At 68.0% G+C, this 18,786-nt stretch carries 13 protein-coding genes and 3 tRNA genes; 3 read left to right on the forward strand and 13 right to left on the reverse strand.

Annotated features, from left to right (window positions below; genetic code table 11):
* Positions 1-211: 211 nt before the first annotated feature.
* The 4 genes from CXY76_RS03070 to CXY76_RS03085 form a co-directional block, all read right to left on the reverse strand.
* The gene (locus CXY76_RS03070) at positions 212-2,491 is read right to left on the reverse strand and encodes a beta-glucosidase (RefSeq protein WP_104162855.1); all 2,280 of its coding nucleotides are present in this window, start codon (positions 2,489-2,491) and stop codon (positions 212-214) included.
* 120 nt (positions 2,492-2,611) lie between these two features.
* Positions 2,612-3,496, reverse strand: a complete 885-nt coding sequence (locus CXY76_RS03075) for a carbohydrate ABC transporter permease (protein WP_104162799.1) — start codon at positions 3,494-3,496, stop codon at positions 2,612-2,614.
* Positions 3,493-4,506: a carbohydrate ABC transporter permease gene (locus CXY76_RS03080; protein ID WP_104162800.1), complete on the reverse strand. Its 1,014-nt coding sequence runs from the start codon at positions 4,504-4,506 to the stop codon at positions 3,493-3,495. The genes CXY76_RS03075 and CXY76_RS03080 overlap by 4 nt, the downstream gene beginning before the upstream one ends.
* A 9-nt stretch (positions 4,507-4,515) precedes the next feature.
* Entirely contained in the window at positions 4,516-5,775 is a 1,260-nt protein-coding gene (locus CXY76_RS03085; protein WP_233199537.1) for an extracellular solute-binding protein, read from the reverse strand.
* A gap of 246 nt (positions 5,776-6,021) precedes the next feature.
* On the opposite strand from CXY76_RS03085, the gene CXY76_RS03090 reads away from it, so the two are divergent.
* Entirely contained in the window at positions 6,022-7,023 is a 1,002-nt protein-coding gene (locus CXY76_RS03090; RefSeq protein WP_104162802.1) for a LacI family DNA-binding transcriptional regulator, read from the forward strand.
* A gap of 174 nt (positions 7,024-7,197) precedes the next feature.
* On the opposite strand, the gene CXY76_RS03095 is transcribed toward CXY76_RS03090, so the two are convergent.
* From CXY76_RS03095 to CXY76_RS03120, 6 genes are all read right to left on the reverse strand, one after another.
* Positions 7,198-7,271 (reverse strand) — tRNA-Met (locus tag CXY76_RS03095).
* A 31-nt stretch (positions 7,272-7,302) separates the two neighbouring features.
* Positions 7,303-7,374, reverse strand: a tRNA-Thr gene (locus tag CXY76_RS03100).
* Between the two features lie 53 nt (positions 7,375-7,427).
* Complete coding sequence (locus tag CXY76_RS03105) at positions 7,428-9,353, reverse strand: glycoside hydrolase family 13 protein (RefSeq protein ID WP_104162803.1); 1,926 nt, start codon at positions 9,351-9,353, stop codon at positions 7,428-7,430.
* Positions 9,354-9,361: 8 nt separating this feature from the next.
* Positions 9,362-10,279 carry a sugar ABC transporter permease gene (locus CXY76_RS03110; protein ID WP_104162804.1) on the reverse strand — a complete coding sequence of 306 codons (918 nt, stop codon included), beginning with the start codon at positions 10,277-10,279 and terminating at the stop codon, positions 9,362-9,364.
* A 1-nt stretch (position 10,280) separates the two neighbouring features.
* On the reverse strand, positions 10,281-11,906 hold the full coding sequence (locus CXY76_RS03115; protein ID WP_199190184.1) for an ABC transporter permease subunit: 1,626 nt from the start codon (positions 11,904-11,906) through the stop codon (positions 10,281-10,283).
* 123 nt (positions 11,907-12,029) lie between these two features.
* Positions 12,030-13,262 (reverse strand): maltose ABC transporter substrate-binding protein, encoded by a 1,233-nt coding sequence (locus tag CXY76_RS03120; protein WP_104162806.1) that lies wholly within the window; start codon positions 13,260-13,262, stop codon positions 12,030-12,032.
* Positions 13,263-13,435: 173 nt separating this feature from the next.
* Here CXY76_RS03120 and CXY76_RS03125 point away from each other — a divergent pair, with 173 nt between their 5' ends.
* Both CXY76_RS03125 and CXY76_RS03130 read left to right on the forward strand, forming a co-directional pair.
* The gene (locus CXY76_RS03125) at positions 13,436-15,106 is read left to right on the forward strand and encodes a glycoside hydrolase family 13 protein (protein WP_104162807.1); all 1,671 of its coding nucleotides are present in this window, start codon (positions 13,436-13,438) and stop codon (positions 15,104-15,106) included.
* A gap of 129 nt (positions 15,107-15,235) precedes the next feature.
* Positions 15,236-15,997 (forward strand): GTP pyrophosphokinase family protein, encoded by a 762-nt coding sequence (locus tag CXY76_RS03130; RefSeq protein ID WP_233199532.1) that lies wholly within the window; start codon positions 15,236-15,238, stop codon positions 15,995-15,997.
* Positions 15,998-16,089: 92 nt separating this feature from the next.
* On the opposite strand, the gene CXY76_RS03135 is transcribed toward CXY76_RS03130, so the two are convergent.
* The 3 genes from CXY76_RS03135 to CXY76_RS03145 form a co-directional block, all read right to left on the reverse strand.
* Positions 16,090-17,436, reverse strand: a complete 1,347-nt coding sequence (locus tag CXY76_RS03135) for a M23 family metallopeptidase (protein ID WP_146073351.1) — start codon at positions 17,434-17,436, stop codon at positions 16,090-16,092.
* Positions 17,437-17,681: 245 nt separating this feature from the next.
* Positions 17,682-18,515, reverse strand: a complete 834-nt coding sequence (locus CXY76_RS03140; RefSeq protein WP_104162809.1) for an inositol monophosphatase family protein — start codon at positions 18,513-18,515, stop codon at positions 17,682-17,684.
* A gap of 110 nt (positions 18,516-18,625) precedes the next feature.
* Positions 18,626-18,707: transfer RNA gene (locus CXY76_RS03145), tRNA-Tyr, on the reverse strand.
* Positions 18,708-18,786 lie beyond the last annotated feature (79 nt).

Below are 18,786 nucleotides of genomic sequence, written 5' to 3' on the forward strand. Positions count from 1 at the left end.
GAGCGCGGCGAGCGCGGCGAGCGCGGCGAGCGCGGCGAGCGCGGCGAAGGCGGCGAAGGCGGCGAGCGGATACCGGGCAGCGAGCAGGTGCGCGGGCGACGCGCCGCTGTGCGGGTGGCGCGCCACCCGCACAGCGGCGCCCTCCCCGCATACCTCAAACCCGCCGACCTCGACGCTGCACCACCGGCGCCGCCGATCGAGCTCCCCGCCGCTAGACCGGCACCGCCGCGGTCCCTCGGGCAACCTCCAGCACCCGCTCGTCCTGGCTCTGCACCAGGCGCCCATCCGCCACCGTCACGCGGTGCACGGCGCCGGTGATGGTGATCCCCGCCACGGTCTGCTTGTCGGCGCAGGAGCCGCCGACCCACAGGTCCACCAGTCCCGGCTCGACGATGCGCTCGTGGCGGAGGCCGGTGAATGCCAGCCGGGCCGTCGGAACCGCGAAGCGCACCACGGCCTCCTCGCCGGGCTCAAGCGTGACCCGGTGGTAGCCGAGCAGCTGCGCGACCGGCCGGGTGATGCTGGCGTGCACATCCCGCGCATAGAGCTGCACGAGGTCGGTGCCGGCCCGGTCGCCGGTGTTGCGGATGCGCACACTCGCCGAGAACGTGCCGCCGGCCGCGACCTCGGCGTCGGCCACCAGAGCGGTGCGCTCGAAGGTGGTGTAGCTCAGCCCGTGCCCGAACGGCAGCACCGGGGTGCTGTCCACGCTGGTCACGTCAGACGGACCCCCCAGGATCGGGTGCAGATAACTGTAGGGCTGCGCACCGGCGGACCTGGGCAGTGACACGGGCAGGTGCCCGGTGGGCGAGACCGCCCCGGACAGCACCGAGGCGATCGCAACGCCGCCCTCTTCGCCGGGGAAGAACGCCTGCAGCACCGCCGCGGGCGCGTGCGGGCCGTCGATGGCCCACGCCACGGCGTACGGCCGGCCCGTCATCAGCACCATGACCACGGGGGTACCCGTCGCCACCAGGGCCTCCACGAGCTGACGTTGCACGCCGGGGAGCTCGAGGCTCTCCACGTCGTTGCCCTCGCCCACGGTGCCGCGGCCGAACAGGCCGGCCCGGTCGCCCACGACGACCACGGCCACGTCGGCGGCGCGGGCCGTCTCGACGGCGGCGGCGATCGCGGAGTCATCAGACCCCTCCACCTCGCAGCCAGGGGCGAACACGATCTCCGCCGAGGGGAACTCCTGCTGGAGTGCCTCCAGCACGGTGGGCATGGCCAGGTCCGCCGGCACGTCCGGGTGGTGGGCGAGCACGTGGTTCACGAACGAGTAGCAGCCCATCAGGGCCTCGGTCGAGTCGGCGTTCGGGCCCAGCACCGCGATGGTGGCTGGGCCCCGCGCGGCGGCGCCCAGGAGCGGAAGGACCCCGTCGTTGGTCAGCAGGATCAGCGATTCCTCGGCCAGAACACGCGCCACCCTCCGGTGCTCGGGCGAGTCGAGGTCGATCTCGGTGGGCGCCATGGTGAAGGTCTCGTCGAGCAGGCCCAGGTCCTCCTTTTGGGAGAGCACCCGCAGCACGGCCCGGTCGATGAGCGCCTCATCGGTCAGCCCGGCCCGCACCCGCTCGGCCAGGGGGGCGAGGAAGGCGTCGCCGGTGGGCAGCTCCACATCGATCCCGGCGACCAGGGCGAGTTCGGCGGCCTCGCCACGGTCAGCGGCGACGGCGTGCATCAGCTGCAGGAACGCCACCGAGAAGTAGTCGGAGACGACAACACCGTCAAAGCCCCACCGGTCGCGGAGGATCTCGGTGAGGTACTCCGGGGTGGCGCCGACGGGTGCGCCGTCGATCTCGGCGTACGAGTTCATCACCGACCGCACCCCGCCGTCGAGCACCGCCATCTCGAACGGGGGCAGGAACACGTCGTTGATCTCCCGCATCCCGGCGTGCACCGGAGCGTGGTTCCGGCCGGCCTGCGTGGCCGAATAACCCACGAAGTGCTTGAGGGTCGCGTGCACCCCGGCCGACTGCAGGCCGGTGACGTAGGCGGTGCCGATGGTCCCCACCACATAGGGATCTTCCGCGATGCACTCGTCGACCCGGCCCCAGCGCGGATCCCGGATCACGTCGAGCACCGGGGCGAGACCCTGGTGGATGCCGAGCTGCTTCATCGAGCCGCCGATCAACCTGCCCATCTCCTCCACCAGGGCGGGATCGAAGGCGGCCCCCCAGGCGAGCGGGGTGGGGAAGGTCGCGGCCTTCCACGCCGCCAGCCCGGTCAGGCACTCCTCGTGCACGATGGCCGGGATGCCGAGCCTGGTCTCTCCGGTGAGACGACGCTGCTCCGCCCAGAGCCACTCGGCCCGTTCCACGGGATCGACCGGCCGGGTGCCGTACACCCGGGTGAGGTGGCCGAGCCCGTGCAGCGTCGCCTCGTCGTACTTAGTCGAGGTGGCCATCTCACCGGCCAGGGGGGCGACAACCTCGCCGCCCTGGTCGACCCAATAGCCCACGAGCTGGGCGAGCTTCTCTTCGAGGGTCATCCGGGCGTGCAGGTCGCGCACCCGTTCGGAGGTCTCAGGCAATTCTGGGTAGGTCACTTTCGATCTCTCTCTACTTCTTCTACGTCGACGAATCAGGCTGCGCACTTCGCGAGCAGCCGATCAACCCTTGACCGCGCCGGTCAGCCCGCCGACGATGCGGCGTTCGAACAGCGCGAAGAACACCAGCGCGGGAATCATGGACAGCGACGTGAAGGCCAGAACCTTCGCGGTGTCCACCGAGTACTGCGAGGCAAACGACGCCACGCCCAACGGCAGCGTGAACACTGAGTCGTTGTTGAGGATGAACAGCGGCAGCAGGTAGCTGTTCCAGCTGGCGATGAACGCCAGGATGCCCACGGTGATCACCCCGGGCATCGCCAGCGGCACGATCATCCGCCAGAAGAAGCCCAGCCGGCTGCAGCCGTCGATGAAGGCCGCCTCCTGGATCTCATCCGGGATGGCCCGCAGGAACGGCACCAGGATGATGATGGTCGTCGGCAGCGCAAACGCGATCTGCGGCAGGATGACACCGCCGAGCGAGTTCATCAGCCCCAGGTTCTTCACCACCAGGTACAGCGGGGTGATGGCAACGGTCATGGGGAACATCAGTCCGGCGGCGAACATGGCGTAGAGGATGCCGCGGCCGCGGAACGAGTACCGGGCCAGCACGTAGCTGGCCATCAGCCCGAGCAGCACCACGCCGAAGGTCGTGGCGAGCCCGGCGATCAGCGAGTTGCCCACCAGCCGCCAGAAGGTGCCGCCGGTCAGCACGTCGAGGTAGTTGCCGATGTTCCACACGCTCGGCCAGCCGGCCGGGTCGGTGGTGATCTGGGCGTTGGTGCGGAATCCGCCGATGATGATGAACAGCACCGGGGCCAGCATCAGGGCGATCACCAGAACGGCGACAACGTAGGCGACGGGGGTTCCCCAGCGCCGGGTCGCCTTGATCGGTGCCGGCGGGTTGGCCGGCGGCAGGGCCACAGCGGGCGTCGTGATGAGCGTCATTTGCTCGTCCCCTTGTCAGTGATTGCACCCTCGGTGTCCCGGCGCAGCACGTAGCGCTGGTACACCAGCGCGACCACAAGCGAGATCAGGAAGAGCACGACGGCCACGGCGTTTCCGTAGCCGTAGTTGCCGGAATCACGGCCGTTGGCAACGAGGTAGGTCGCCATGGTCGAGGTGCCCGCGATGGACGAGATGTACTGGCCCCAGATGATGTAGACGAGGTCGAAGAGCTGCAGGGCGCCGATGATCGACAGGAACGCCCAGATGCGCAACGTGGGCGCCAACAGCGGCAGCGTGATGTGCCGCTGGATCTGCCAGAAGGACGCACCGTCGATGGCGGCGGCCTCCGGCAACTCCTCCGGGATGCCCTGCAGACCGGCGAGGAAGAGGATGACGGCGAAGCCGACGTACTTCCAGGTGATGATCACCATCAGGGTCCAGATGGCGATGTCCGGGTTGGACAACCATTCCTGGGTGAAAGCGCCCAGTCCGACCTTCTCCAGGAGCCCGTTGACCGCGCCGTTGGACTGCAGCATCAGGCTCCAGCCGGTACCGACGACAACCTCGGAGATGACGTAGGGCACGAAGATGAGCACCCGGATGAGGGACTGCCCGCGGAGTTTCCGGTTCAGGAGCAGCGCGAGGAGGATCGCGACGGGCCCCTGGAGCACCAGCGAGAGAACGACGATGATGCCGTTGTGGCTGAGGGCTTCCTGGAAGGTGGGGTCCTGGATGATCGTGATGTAGTTGCGGAACCCGACGAAGTCGGTGGGCGGACCGTAGCCCTGCCAGCTGAAGAAGCCGTAGTAGGCCGCCATCACGACGGGGAAGATCACGAAGCCGAGGAAGACGATCAGGGCCGGACCGACAAGGACCGCGATCTCGACCTTGGCCGCCAGGGGCGTGCGGCGGCGGCGCCGCACGGGCGGGGCCACGGGCGTGGTGCCCCTGGCCCCGCCGTTCGCGAGATCCACCTCTAATCGCGTCGGAGTGCTCTCGCGAACTGACATGAGTGGTGCCTAGGCCTTCTTGGCCGCGTCGTTGACGGCCTGGATCAGCTGCTCCGGGCTGCCCTTGCCGGCAAGCAGGTCGACCACGCCGACGTTCAGCGCGTTTCCGACGTTCTGGCCGTAGACGGTGTCCAACCACTGCGAGACGTACGGGGCCGCGTTGTAGGCCGCGATGATCTCCTGCAGGTAGGGCTCGGTGACCGCTTCCTGCGCCACGGTGTTCACCGGCGGGGCGTTGAAGGCCGCGTAGTAGTCCTTCTGCACGTCTGAGCTGCCGATGTAGTTGAGGAAGTCCAGGCATGCCGCCGGAGCGTCGACCGAGCAGGAGTAACCGTCAACGCCGCCGAGGATCGAGCCGGGCTCGCCCTCGCCACCCTCGATCTCGGGGAACGCGAACCAGGACAGGTCGGCCAGCGGCTTCTCATCCGGGGTCAGGGAGGCGATGACGCCGGGGTTCCACGCGCCCATCAGTTCCATGGCGGCCTGGTGGTTGGCCACGAGGCCGGCGGAGCTGCCGGCGCCCTGCTGGGCGGCGGTGGTCAGGAAGCCCTGGTTGTAGGGCTCGGTGGCGGCGAAGCTCTCGAGGTCTTCACCGGCCTTGATCCAGCAGTCATCCGAGAAGTCCTTGGTGTCCGCGGCCTCGGCCAGGACATCGGGGCTGCATTCGCGCAGTGCGAAGAAGTAGAACCAGTGCGCGGCGGGCCAGGCGTCCTTGGCGCCGAGCGCGATCGGGGCCACTCCGGTGGTCTTGAGCTTCTCGACGGCAGTCTCGAGGTCGCCGATGGTGGCGGGCGTCTCGGTGATACCCGCGGCGTCGAAGAGGTCCTGGCTGTAGAAGATGCCGCCGGGGAGCACGGCCACCGGCATCGCGTAGACCTTGTCTTCGAGGCTGTTGGCGATAAAGGAGCCCTCGGGGATCTCTTCACGCACCTGGTCTGAGATGCCGTCGGTGATGTCCATCAGCTGGCCGGCCGCGACCATGGCGGCCATCTTGCCGCCGCCGCGCTGCAGGAAGATGTCGGGTGCGTCGCCGGAGTTCAGTGCGGTCTGGAGCTTGCCGTCCAGGTCTTCGTTCTGGATTGCCTGCACGTCGATGGTGACGCCGGGGTTGTCCGCCTCGAAGTCCGCGACGGTCTTGTCCCAGAATTCCTGGCCGGGCCCGGTGGTGGAGTTCTGCCAGAGGCTCATCGTGACGTCGCCGCCAGAGGACCCTTCACTCGAATCGGCGCTGCAGGCGGTGAGGCCCAGGGCGCTGAGGCCCAGGACCATCGTTCCCGCGAAGATTCTCTTCGCCGTGGTGTGGTTCACCTTCATTGGTTCAACCTTTTCTCTTCATTGAGGGACACCATCGGTCGTCGATGGTCTTGGTGTAGAGCCGCGCCGTGACGGGCTGCTGTTCGGTCCGGGCTCCGACAGGGCTGCTGAGGCGGCGTCCGGATTGCATCAGTGTCACAGCGGGAAAAAGAAGTGTCAAACGTTTTCGAAATCAGTTTCCATGTCGCCTATGCTGAACCCATGACCCCCCGTGCCACGATCCACGATGTCGCCGCCGCCGCCGGTGTTTCGGTGGCGACGGTCTCCAAGGCCGTGAACGGCCGGTACGGCATTTCGGCCGCGACCACGGCCAGGGTGCTCGACGTGGTGCAGCAGCTGGGTTACGAGTCGAGCCTCGTGGCCAGCAGCATGCGGTCGCGCCGCACCAGCGTCATCGGCATCCTGGTGGCGGATTTTGAGCCGTTCAGCGCCGAGATCCTCAAAGGCGTCGGCGTCGCGCTGGCAGATTCGCGCTACGACCTGCTCGCCTACAGCGGCTCCCGGCAGCGGGAGACCAACGGGTGGGAGAGGCGTTCCCTGAGCCGGCTCAGCGGCACGCTGATCGACGGGGCGATCATGGTCACGCCGACGGTCGACACCACGTCGACGGAAATCCCCGTCGTGGCCATCGACCCGCACACCGGCCGGGCCGACCTTCCCACCGTGGAGTCGGACAGTTTCGGCGGCGCCCTGCAGGCCACCCGCTACCTGATCGAGCTCGGCCATCGCCGGATCGGTTTCCTGGCGGGCCGGCCGGACCTGCGCAGCGCCACCCTCAGAGAGGCCGGCTACCGCCAGGCCCTGGCGGATGCCGGCATCCAGTTCAACCCCGCCCTGGTGCGGGTCGGCCTGTACAAGCGCGAGACGGCCAAGGCGCCCGCCGCGTCGCTGCTGTCGATGACGGATCGCCCGACGGCGGTGTTCGCCGCGAATGACCTGTCGGCGATCGCGATCATCCAGGTCGCCGCGGAGCTCGGCCTCGAGGTGCCCGGCGACCTCTCGGTGATCGGCTTCGACGACATCCCCGAGGCGTCCCAGATGAACCCGGCGCTCACCACAATCCGCCAGCCCATGAAAAAACTCGGCGCCACCGCGGCCGGGATGCTCGTGTCGCTGCTGAACGGCGAGACGCTGCCGCAGAACCACATCCGGCTGCCGACCGGGCTCGTGCGCCGGGCGACGACCGCGCCGCCGCACATCTGACGGGATGCATAACTCCTGCAGATTCCTGCCGGCGCGGCGAACGTCCGCGTGATTCCGGCATCCGCTGCCCGCGGCCGAAGCCAATTGCAGGAGTTATGCAATCTGCGGCGGCGGATGTGGCGGCGCGGGGCAAAGAAAAAGGCCCGAAGCTTCAGTAGAAGTCCGGGCCGTGTGTAGCGGGAGCGGGAATTGAACCCGCGACACCACGATTATGAGCCGTGTGCTCTAACCAACTGAGCTACCCCGCCTTAGACCTTCAGAGCCTAGCTCTCAAGCCTGAGCCCCCTGTGGGAATCGGACCCACTACCTCTTCCTTACCAAGGAAGTGCTCTACCAATGAGCTAAGGGGGCAAAACCTCAAACATCTGAAGCTGAACCGTGCTTTTGGCAACCGGTAAACATTATCACCTCGCGAGACCCGTCGGTGACACAGGCGGGCCATCCGGGGCAATTATGACGCCGGGCAGCACCCAGGCCGTGAAGGATGCGCCGGTGGCGACCAACCGCAGACCCGTGTCGGACATCGTGCAGCCGGCCGTTCCGGCCTCGGGCCGCAGCTCGCCGACGAGGCCGCCGACCGGTAGCGCCCAGCCCGGCAGGGTCACCTCGGCGGCGGCGCGGGTCGCCAGCAGCAGCACCGACTCCTGCTCGGTCTCCCGCACGTACACGAGCGCATCCTCACCCACGTGCAGCCAGCGCAGTCCGCCCGTGCTGAGCGCCTCGTGGGCGCGGCGCAGGCCGATCAGGGTCGAGTACAGGTCGATGGTCGCGGCGACGTCGGGTTCGGCAGCGCTCGGCCACGGCATCGGGGTGCGGGAGTGTTCGCCGTCGACGCCGGCCAGGCCGAACTCGTCGCCGGCGAAGACCACCGGGATGCCCGGCAGGGTCACCGAGAGTCCCACGGCCACAGGCACCACCTCGGCGTCGGCGTGGGTGCGGAACCTGGCCGTGTCGTGGGTGTCGAGGGCGTTCATGGTGGCCAGCCGGGTGCGCCACGGGAATCCCGCCGCAAACCGGCTGTGCGCCCGGTGGAACTGCTCCCCGGTGTGCGCCGGGATGCTGCCCAGCGGCAATCCGAAGAACGACGGCACCGGGTCGGGCCGGCAGAGCCACGACCACAACGGCCGGGTGAAGTTGGCGTAGGTCATGGCGCCGTGCCAGGCGTCGCCCTGGAAGTCGCCGGAGGCGTCGTTGGTGAATTCTCCCAGCAGGATCGTGTCGGGGTTCACGTCGATCATGGTGCGGCGGATGGCCTGGCGCACCTCGGCGTTGAGGTCTTCGTCGCCGAGGCGGCCGGTCATGTTCGCCACATCGATGCGCCAGCCGTCCAGGCTGAATGGCGGCTTGAGCCATTTGGCCACCACCGAGTCGGGCCCGTCGATGAACCGGCGTCGGAGCTCGGCGGAGTTCCAGTTGAATTTAGGCAGCTCCGGCACCCCCAGCCAGGACTGGTAGGCGTGCTGCTCGGGGTCGAGCCAGTAGTAGAAGGCGCTCTCGGGAGCCGCCGGGCTGTGGTGCGCGGCCTGGAACCACTCGTGGCCGTGGCCGGAGTGGTTGGCGGTGAGGTCGCCGATCACCCGGAACCCGCGGGCGTGCGCGGCCGTAACGAGCCGGATCAGCGCCGCGTCGCCGCCGAGAAGCGGGTCGACCTCGGTGAAGCTTGCCGCGTCGTAGCGGTGGTTGGAGCGGCCGGGGAACACCGGGGTGAGGTAGATCAGGTTCACGCCGAGGCGGTCGAGGTGGTCGAGGTGCTCCGAGATTCCGTCGAGGTCGCCCCCGTAGAACTGCTGCGAACGGCCCGGTGGGAGCTGCTCGACGTCGTCGCCCCATTCGGCGGGGATCACCCAGTCCGGCGCGTCACGGCCGGCGGCGGCGCTGGAGCGGGCGAACCTGTCGGGGAAGACCTGGTACATGACGCTGGTCGTCGCCCAGTCCGGCGGGGCCGGGTGGGCGACGAGCTTGAAGTCTTCGGAGTCGAGGGTCTCGATGTCGTGCAGCCCGCTCGCGTTCAGCCACCAGTGGCCGCCGTCGGCCATGCCGATCAGGAACCTGTAGCCGTGCACGGGGTTCTCCACCGTCAGCTCGGCGGCCCACCAGCCGTAGCCGTCGTCAGGCGCGTCGGCGCGCCCGAGCCGCCGGGCGTCGCCGAAGCGCGGTTCCCGGTCGGGGTTGGCCCGGGTGCGCACCGTCGCCACCTCGCCGAAGGCGTGCGGGATGCGCAGCCGCACGGTGACGGTGTCGCCGAGGGCCGGCGCCTGCGTCGAGACGTAGAGCGGGGAGCCGTCGTGGTGCGGGAGCAGATGGTGCGGGAGCGGGTGGTGCGGAAGCATCGGGTTGGTTACTTGACCGATCCGGCCGTCAGGCCACCGACGATGTACTTCTGCAACCAAAGGAACAGCGCCATCACGGGCAGGGCCGCGAGCACCGCGCCGGCCGCGAAGACCGAGTAATTGCTCGAGAACTCCTGCGAGACGAACTGGTACAGGCCCACCGCGAGGGTCTGCTTCTCCGGCGTGATGAGCACGATGCTGGCGATCACGAACTCGTTGGTGGTGCCCACGAACGACAGCAGCCCGACCACCGCGAGGATGGGGGCGACCAGGCGCAGGATGATCGTGAAGAAGATCCGGGCGTGACCGGCGCCGTCAAGTTTCGCCGCCTCGTCGATGGAGGCCGGGATCGTGTTGAAGAACCCGTACATCAGGTAGGTGTTCACACCCAGGGCGCCGCCGAGGTACACCATGATCAGGCCGATCTGGGTGTCCAGGCCGATGGCCGGGAAGATGTCGGAGATGCCGTTGAGCAGCAGGAAGATCGCCACGACGGCGAGCAGCTGCGGGAACATCTGCACCAGCACCAGCATCAGCAGGCCGGCGCGGCGGCCGGTGAAGCGCATCCGCGAGAACGAGTACGCGGCCAGCGCCCCGAGGAACACGGTGCCGGCGGAGGTGATGCCGCCGATCAGCAGGGTGTTGCCGTACCAGGCCGCGTACGGCTGCTGCGGCAGGTTGAACAGGGTGATGTAGCTGCCCAGGTCCACCTCGCTGAACAGGCCGTTGGCGGTGATCAGGGTGCCGCCGGGGTGCAGCGACGCCGAGAGCACGTAGAGCAGCGGGAAGGCGGAGAAGACCACCATGACGGCGCCGACCAGGTGCCGCCAACCGGTGGCTCTGAACCACCGACCGAACTTGAAGGGCTGCGCGACGGGGATGTATTCCCGGGTGTCCGGGGCTGCGATGTTCGGGGCGATGGTCATCTCAGTTCAACTCCTCTAGCGCCTTGGTCTGTTTGAAGCTGATGATCGACACGAGGGCGACGAGCACGAAGATCAGGATCGAGAAGGCGCTGGCGAGTCCGTAGTCGCGGTTGGCGCCGACGAAGGCCACCTTGTAGACCATCGAGATGAGGATGTCGGTGGCGCCGACGTTCACCCCCGCCGTGACGTCCCGCGGCCCACCGTTGGTGAGCATGTAGATGAGGTTGAAGTTGTTGAAGTTGAACGCGAACGAGGCGATCAGGAGCGGTGAGACCGAGACGAGCAGCAGCGGCAGCTTGATCAGCCTGAACACCTGCCAGGGCCTGGCGCCGTCCACGGTGGCCGCTTCCTGCAGTTCGCCGGGGATGGACTGCAGGGCTCCGGTGCAGACCAGGAACATGTAGGGGAAGCCCAGCCAGAGGTTCACGAAGATGATGCTGAACTTCGCCAGCCACTCGTTGGTGAGCCAGGGGATCTCCGCCCCGCCGAACAGGACCTGGTTGATGAAGCCGAACTGCGGGTTGAGCATGCCTGCCCAGACCAGCGCGGAGAGGAAGGCGGGGAAGGCGTAGGGCAGGATCATCACGACGCGATAGACGTTGCGGCCGCGCATCCGCATGTCGTTGAACACGATCGCCAGGAACAGGCCCAGGGCGAAGGTGGTGGCCACCGACAGGAACGCGAAGGCGAAGGTCCACAGGGTCACGCTGATCAGCGGGCCGCGGATGGAGTCGGTGCCGAAGGCCTTGGCGAAGTTGGCCAGACCCACTTCCACCTTCCAGCCGGGCTGCAGGTCGGCGCCGTCCTCGGCGACGAACGAGCCCTGCGAGGGGTCTTCGGTGTAGACGACCCCGGTGCTCGCGTCGGTCATGGTGCCGGCGGCCTCGTCGTAGACGAGGTCGGAGAGGTAGAGGTAGGCGGCTGAGCCGTCCGGGGTGCGGAGGCTGCCGTCGTTGGGGTCGTCGGAGACGGGGACCGCGAGAGCCGCGATGGCCTCCTGGTTGGCCACGATGTCGGCGAAGTTGAGCGTGGTGTAGCCGGGCAGGGCGATGGCCTGGCCGGAGGCATCCGTCTCGGCGTCCGTGACGGGCTCGAGCGGCGCGTCCGGGTTGCCGACGCTGATCTCGCCGTCGGGGTCGGTGACCAGGAAGCTGTAGGCGCCGGCCTGTTCGAGCACGGTGACGGCGTAGCTGGGCGAGTCGGGCACCCGCTCCTGCGAGGAGAGGATCAGCGAGTTGACCGCGTCTTCTTTGGTGCTGTTGTGGCCGGTGCCGTAGTTCGTGAAGGCGATGTAGCCGGAGTAGCCGATGACGAAGATCTGGAAGATGATCAGGAAGATCAGGCCCGGGGTGAGGTATTTGGCCGGCAGGCCCTTGGCGCGAAAGTAGATCCCGTTGACGACGATGGTGACCAGCAGCACGAGGCTGAAGACCAGCCAGTCCTGCTTGATGAAGAGCACGAAGAGGGCGTAGACGCTGATCGCGTCGACGATACCGAGCAACAGCACCTTGACCAGCAGCACTTTGATGCCCGCGGATGCGGCTTCCGCGATGCGGCCCGCCTGCCGGGATTTCTTGGCGGCGACGATCTGGGCCCGATCGCGCTCGGTTCCGGGGATGGTCATCATTCTCTGCTCTCTGCTTGCCTCAGGCGGTGCACGCCTGGCGGCGGGTGTCCGTGCGGGTGACGCTGTGGTGCGGGAGTGCGCTGCGCCCGGCCCCTGGAGGCCGGGCGCAGCGTCACGTGCGGGTTACTGAATGGCGGCCGCGATGTCCGCGGTCATCTTCTGCCACAGCTGCACGGGGTCACCCTGGTTGCTGATGATCGCAGCCTCGGTGACGCCCCAGAACTGCCAGACCTTACCCATCTGCGGGATGTTGGGCATCGGCACCGCGGTGGCGCCGACGGCGCCGAATCCGGCCGTGATCGGGTCGGAGCTGGCGGCCTCGAACGCGGCGGTCAGTGCCGGCGGGCGTCCGCCGACCTCGTAGATCGCGGTCTGCACGTCTTCGCTGCCGATGTAGTTCACCAGGAACTCGTTCGCCGCGATGGCGTTCTTGGTCTTGGCGCTCACCATGAAGCCCTGCACGCCCACGAAGGGCTGGGCAGCCTGGCCACCGGCCGACGGCACGGCGTCGACGGACACGTCGATGCCGGCAGCCAGGGCGTCCGGCACGTTCCACGGTCCGGTCAGGAGGAACGGCGAAGCGCCGGCGTAGAACTTCTCCTTGGCGATGTCGCCGGTGAGGTTCACGCTCATGCGGCCTGCCGCGCCCTCGGCGGCGAGCCAGGTGGCGAATGCCTCTCCGCCGGCGTTGCCGACGGTGAGGTCTTCGGGGTTGTAGCTGCCGTCGGCGTTGGTGCCGAAGACCGGGGCCCCGAAGGAGGTCTGGAACGGGTACAGGTGGTACGGGTCGGCCTCCGGGCCGATCTGCACGAGGTAGGGGAATTCGGTTCCCGCGGCGACGCCTGCTGCGGTCATCTCGTCGAAGGTGGTCGGTGCGGTGGGGGCCAGCGCGGTGTTGCGCAGCATGGCGATGTTCTCGATCGAGTACGGCACGCCGTAGGTCTTGCCCTCGTAGCTCATGGCGGTGACGGCGACCTGCTGGTAGTCGGCCGCGGTGTCGCCGAGTTCGACGGGCTGCACCACGCCGTTGCTCACGAAGTTGCCGAGCCAGTCGTGCGCGGCGATGGTAATGTCGGGGCCCTTGCCGGTGGGGACCTGGGCGATGAACTCTTCCTGGATCTTCGCGAAGTCCTTCTGCACCAGCTTGACCTTGACGCCGGACTCCTTGGTGAAGGCCGCGGCAGCGTCCTTCAGCACGGCGGCGCGGTCGGCGTCCACCCACACTGTCAGGGCGCTGGAGTCGGCCTCCGACGTGGTGCCGCCCGAGTTCGAATCGGCCGAGCAGCCGGCCAGGGCCAGGGACGCTACGACGGCTATCGCGCCAGCGGCGCGCAGGCCATTCTTCTTCACCCTCATTGGTGTGCCTTTCATAATCAACATTGACAATTTGTGCAAGCGGTTACATGTATACCTGCCATTTCCTCGATTGGCAACCCAGTCTGTGGTTATCGACAGTTCTTCTGCCATATCCGCTGGCCGCGATTGTGGAAGCGCTTGCACGCATCGGAAAATGCCGTAGTGTGTCCGTCATGACAGGCACAGAGTGGTGGCGTAACGCCGTTATTTATCAGATCTACCCACGGTCGTTCGCTGACGCGAACGGCGACGGCATGGGCGACCTCGCCGGCATCCGATCCAGGCTGCCGCAGCTCGCCGAACTGGGGGTGGACGCCATCTGGCTGTCGCCCTTCTACACGTCGCCGCAGCGCGACGCCGGCTATGACGTCTCGGACTACTGCGATGTCGATCCCCTGTTCGGCACCCTGGCCGACTACGACAAGATGCAGGCCGCCGCGCACGACCTCGGCATCCGGGTGATCGTCGACATCGTGCCGAACCACTCGTCCAGCGACCACCCGTGGTTCCAGGCCGCACTGGCCGCCGGCCCCGGCAGCGAAGAGCGCGCCCACTACATCTTCCGTGACGGCCTCGGCGAGAACGGCGAACTTCCCCCGAACAACTGGGAGTCCGTGTTCGGCGGCAACGCCTGGACCCGCACGACCGACCCCGACGGCACCCCCGGCCAGTGGTACCTGCACCTGTTCGACACCACCCAGCCCGACTTCGACTGGGACAACGAGTGGGTGCGCTCCGAGTTCCGTGATGTGCTCCGCTTCTGGCTGGACCGCGGCGTCGACGGCTTCAGGGTGGATGTCGCCCACGGCATGATCAAGGCCAAGGGCCTGCCCGACTACACCCCGCCCGCGGATGGCGGCAGCATGGGCGGCGCGACAACCGCGCTGGAGCCCGGCGTCGTGGCGGACCCCGTTGCGGGAGCGCCGTACTGGGCCCAGGCCGGCGTGCACGACATCTACCGCGACTGGCGCCTGGTGATCGACGAGTACGACGGCGACCGGATCCTGGCCGCCGAGGCCTGGGTCGACCCGCTCGAGCGGGTGGCGCAGTGGGTGCGGGCGGATGAGATGCACCAGGCGTTCAACTTCGCCTACCTGGAAACCCCGTGGCAGGCCCCGGCGCTCCGCCGCGTGATCGACGACTCGCTCGCCGCGTTCAGCTCCGTGGGGGCGCCGAGCACCTGGGTGCTCTCCAACCACGATGTCGTCCGGCACGCGTCCAGGCTCGCGCTCACGGCCGACAACGCCCAGGGCCACGGCATCGGCCCGAACACCGTCGGCCTGCCGGACACCGAGGTCGGCCTGCGTCGCGCCCGCGCCGCATCCGCCCTGATGCTCGCGCTGCCGGGATCAAGCTACATCTACCAGGGCGAGGAACTGGGGCTGCCCGAGGTCATCCACCTGCCCGATTCGGCGCGGGAGGACCCCACCTGGTTCCGCACCAACGGTGAGCGCTACGGCCGTGACGGCTGCCGGGTGCCCATCCCGTGGGAAGGCGCCGCTCCGTCGTACGGCTTCGGGCCGAGCGCACGGAGCTGGCTGCCCCAGCCCGCCGAGTGGGCCACCCTGGCCCGCGACGCGCAGGCCGGCGTGGAGGGCTCGACCCTCGAGCTCTACACCGACGCCCTGGCCCTGCGCCGCGCGCACGAGCTCGGCTTCGGCTCGGTGGAGTGGCTGCCGTCGCCCAGCGACGACGTGCTCGTATTCCGCAACGGGAATGTCGTCGTCGTCGCCAACACCGGCGACGAGCCCGTCGAGCTGCCCGCCGGCGATGTGCTGCTCTCCAGCGCGACCCTCACCGGGCGCACGCTGCCGGGTGACACCACGGCCTGGCTGCAGGGCTGACAACCCGCCCGGCACCTCCAGTCGCCACTCCCCCGCTCGCAGCTCGCTCCCAGCGAGTCCGATGCGGGGGATGGCAGACTCAAGGTGGTCACCGGCGTTCGCTGGGCCGCCGTTGATAGGGGAGCACTCGTGACTGACCAGGTTGTCGAATGGCCCAGCGACCTCCGGGAGATCCGGACCGAACTCACCCGGTTCATGATGTCGTACAAGTTCGCGACCGACGAGATGATGACCAAGGTCAACATCCTCAAGGAAGAGTTCAGCGCGATCCACGACTACAGCCCGATCGAGCACGTCAGCCACCGGCTCAAGTCGCCGGAGGGGATCCTCAAGAAGGCCAACCGCAAGGGTTACCCGCTCGACCTCGAGGGCATCCGCGAGAACATCCAGGACATCGCGGGCATCCGCATCACCTGCAGCTTCATCTCCGACACCTACAGGGTGCTCGAGATGCTCACCGGCCAACGTGACATCACCGTGCTGCAGGTCAAGGACTACATCAAGAACCCGAAGCCCAACGGCTACAAGAGCCTGCACCTGATCGCGGCGATCCCGGTGTTCATGTCCGACCGGGTGCAGCCCGTCACGGTCGAGGTGCAGATCCGCACCGTGGCCATGGATTTCTGGGCCAGCCTCGAGCACAAGATCTTCTACAAGTACGACGGCGCGGTGCCGCCCGCACTCGTGGGCGAGCTCAAGCAGGCCGCCGACGTCGCCAACCGGCTCGACATCGACATGGAGCGCCTGCACGACCAGGTCGTGTCACTGGGCGAGGCATCAGAGCCCGTCGTGCCCCGGGAGGCACGGCCCTCCCAGCACGGGGCGGACGGCCTCGCACCGTTCCCGCTCCCCCGGTCGCTGCTCGAGGCGTTCCTCGCCAAGGACGTCTGACCCGAACTTCGCGAAAGCGGGCTTGTGGTCGCTTCAACGCCCGCGAAGCAGCCACATGACCGCTTTCGCGGGATGTTTGGGGCGCGAGGGCGCTAGTTGGTGTTGGCGTAGAGCCAGGCGAGCGGGTCGGTCTTGGTTCCGGTGATGCCGCCGAGGCGGATCTCGAAGTGCAGGTGCGGGCCCGTCGACATGCCCGTGGAACCGACCTTGCCGAGGACCTGGCCGACCTTGACGACGTCACCGGTCTTCAGCAGCATCGAGCCGTGGATCATGTGCGCGTAGACGCTGGAGACCAGCTTGCCGTCGATCATGTGATCGATGATCATGTGCACGCCAAGGCTGCCTTCGCCGTCCTCGGTGAAGCTGACCACGCCGTCGGCGATCGACTGGATGGGGGCGCCGAGGCCGGGGTTGAAGTCCTGGCCGCCGTGGTTGACCGAGCAACCGGCGCAGTTGCGGTAGCCGAACTGGTCGCCCACGTGCACACCCACCGCGAACGGCCACTGGATGGTTCCGTTGGGGTTGTTGCTGAACGTGTCTTCCATGCGGATGCCGCTCGCCGCCGCGACCTCGGCGATGGACTGCGACTGGTAGCTGTCCTGTTCGACGGTGATGGTGTCGGTGCCGTTGGCCAGGTTGATGACCTGGGCGGGTTCGGCGCCGCTCGTGGGCTTCTGGGCTTCGAGGGCCGCGGCCTGCACGTCGCTGGAGGACAACAGGGCGTCGGCGGGGATCGAGGTGGCGACGGCCATCAGCGCGACGAAGGACATCGCGATAATCGAGCCGCCCTTGGTGGCCAGCATCCGCATGCGGTGGTGTCCGGAGCGTGCCGATGCCACACCGGGCTTGGCGGAGGCCGGCAGGGCTCGGGTGCGGGGCACGAAGGCGGGCAGTGTGCGCTCCGGCTCGCTCGGCTCCGTGCGGGCCTCTGACGCCGCAGCAGGCTCGTCGGCCGGCGTCTGGTCGTCGCTCGCCTGCACGGCGCGCAGCTGGGCGCGCAGGGCCGCGCGTGACGGCAGGATGATCGTCGTGGTCGTGGTGTTCGGCGAAACGTCGCTCGGGATCTGCTCGTAGGCCGGCTCGGCGGGCAGGGCCAGGTCGCGTTCCTTGAGAACGACGGACTCGAGCTGAGGTTCGGCCAGTCCGGCACCGACCAGGAGGTGCGCCTCGGGCGACAGCTCGGCCACCGGCTCGGGCTCCACGTCGGAGACGGCAACAAAGTCGGCGGTTTCGGTGGCTGCGGGCTCGACTAGCGGCGCCGGTTCGGCGGCGAGCTCCGCGCGGCGCTCGAGCTCGCGCTGTTCGCGACGCGTGAGCGCGCGTTGCGGTTCGGCGGCCGCGGGCGCGGGCGCGGTCGAATCGGTGTGGCCGAGGTCGCTCTGTGAGAGGTCACTGGAGTCGGCTGCGGGGGCATCCGACAACGGGGTGTGACGTGACAAAGGACGGGTACTTTCGGCGCGTTGAACAGGGCAAGAGGCTCGCGTTTTGACGTGAGCCAAAGTAACGAATAGATAAAGGCTAGCTTGCGGGGAACGAGATGGCCATTTGATGAACCCAAATCACACCCGAAAACGGGGTGCATCCCTCCCTGTGGAGGATGCGCAAGACGGGTCCGGCGTGATAGCGGATCGGGCGTCTGCCCCGCCATCCAGCGGGTACGGAGCCGTTACCGGTGCCATGATTCTCAAATGTCGTCGTCGGCCATAAATTGCTCGAAAAGATTCGCGAGCAACGGCTCGGCGGCGTCGTAGAGATCGGGTGCGGCCGCGATGAGAAGGCTGAGGCCTGCACGATCCGCACCGAACGCACCCACCCGGGCGCCGGCCTCCGAGGCGATCAGGGCCCCGGCGGCGTGATCCCAGGGGTGCAGTCCACGCTCGTAGTAGAGGTCCAGCCGGCCGGCGGCCACCGAGCACAGGTCGAGTGAGGCCGCGCCCATCCGCCGCACGTCGCGGACCCGGCTGATCAGGCCGTGCAACACCTTCGCCTGGCGGGTCCGGCGCACCGAGTCGTAGGAGAATCCGGTGCCGAACAGGGCCAACGACAACGGCACCCCGCTTTTCACCTGCAACGCGCGTCCGTTCAGGTGCGCGCCGCCGCCGGCCTGCGCGGAGAACAGTTCGTCGATGGCCGGGTTGCGCACCGCGCCGGCCAGGGCGCTCCAGGTGGCCGGGTCGGGGTCGCCCTCGACCACGGCGATGCTCACGGCGTAGCAGGGGATGCCGTAGAGGTAGTTGACGGTGCCGTCGATGGGGTCGACGACCCAGGTCAGTCCGGAGGTGCCCGCGGTGGCGGTGGACTCCTCGCCGTAGAAGCCGTCGTCGGGTCGCGCATCCGCGAGCAGGCCGCGGATGAGCGCCTCGGTCTCCCGGTCAGCGAGCGTGACCACGTCCTCCGGGGAGGACTTCGACGCGGCGATCTGCACGCCTTCCGCTCGCCGGCGACGGGCGAGCTCTCCGGCGACCATGGCGGTCTCCTGGGCGAGGGCGAGCAGTTCGGTCGTGGCGGAAGCTGTCATCTGACCCACGGTACGCCAGAGCGATAACGGGTGGGTTAACGCACAAACGCGCCGGAGGTCCGGCGCGTTGTGATGGTGCTGGTACTGCTGGTCTTGCCCCATTCTTGCTGTGGCGAGTGCGAGATTCGAACTCACGAAGGCTACGCCGTCTGATTTACAGTCAGATCCCTTTGGCCGCTTGGGTAACTCGCCAGTGCATACCCGGCCATATGTAGCCACGTGACCGGAGACGCTCAGACAGAATACAAGCCGAAGGGCCCAAGTGCGAAAT

The organism is Cryobacterium sp. N22 (genome assembly GCF_002929555.1).
GTDB lineage: Bacteria > Actinomycetota > Actinomycetes > Actinomycetales > Microbacteriaceae > Cryobacterium.

What these genes read in the sequence shown, in the direction of transcription:
- CXY76_RS03105 (WP_104162803.1), bottom strand. Translation starts at nt 9,353, where the DNA reads ATGCTTCCGCACCACCCGCTCCCGCACCATCTGCTCCCGCACCACGAC.
- CXY76_RS03120 (WP_104162806.1), bottom strand. Translation starts at nt 13,262, where the DNA reads ATGAGGGTGAAGAAGAATGGCCTGCGCGCCGCTGGCGCGATAGCCGTC.
- CXY76_RS03080 (WP_104162800.1), bottom strand. Translation starts at nt 4,506, where the DNA reads ATGTCAGTTCGCGAGAGCACTCCGACGCGATTAGAGGTGGATCTCGCG.
- CXY76_RS03090 (WP_104162802.1), top strand. Translation starts at nt 6,022, where the DNA reads ATGACCCCCCGTGCCACGATCCACGATGTCGCCGCCGCCGCCGGTGTT.
- CXY76_RS03140 (WP_104162809.1), bottom strand. Translation starts at nt 18,515, where the DNA reads ATGACAGCTTCCGCCACGACCGAACTGCTCGCCCTCGCCCAGGAGACC.
- CXY76_RS03125 (WP_104162807.1), top strand. Translation starts at nt 13,436, where the DNA reads ATGACAGGCACAGAGTGGTGGCGTAACGCCGTTATTTATCAGATCTAC.
- CXY76_RS03110 (WP_104162804.1), bottom strand. Translation starts at nt 10,279, where the DNA reads ATGACCATCGCCCCGAACATCGCAGCCCCGGACACCCGGGAATACATC.
- CXY76_RS03085 (WP_233199537.1), bottom strand. Translation starts at nt 5,775, where the DNA reads ATGGTCCTGGGCCTCAGCGCCCTGGGCCTCACCGCCTGCAGCGCCGAT.
- CXY76_RS03070 (WP_104162855.1), bottom strand. Translation starts at nt 2,491, where the DNA reads ATGACCCTCGAAGAGAAGCTCGCCCAGCTCGTGGGCTATTGGGTCGAC.
- CXY76_RS03075 (WP_104162799.1), bottom strand. Translation starts at nt 3,496, where the DNA reads ATGACGCTCATCACGACGCCCGCTGTGGCCCTGCCGCCGGCCAACCCG.
- CXY76_RS03115 (WP_199190184.1), bottom strand. Translation starts at nt 11,906, where the DNA reads ATGATGACCATCCCCGGAACCGAGCGCGATCGGGCCCAGATCGTCGCC.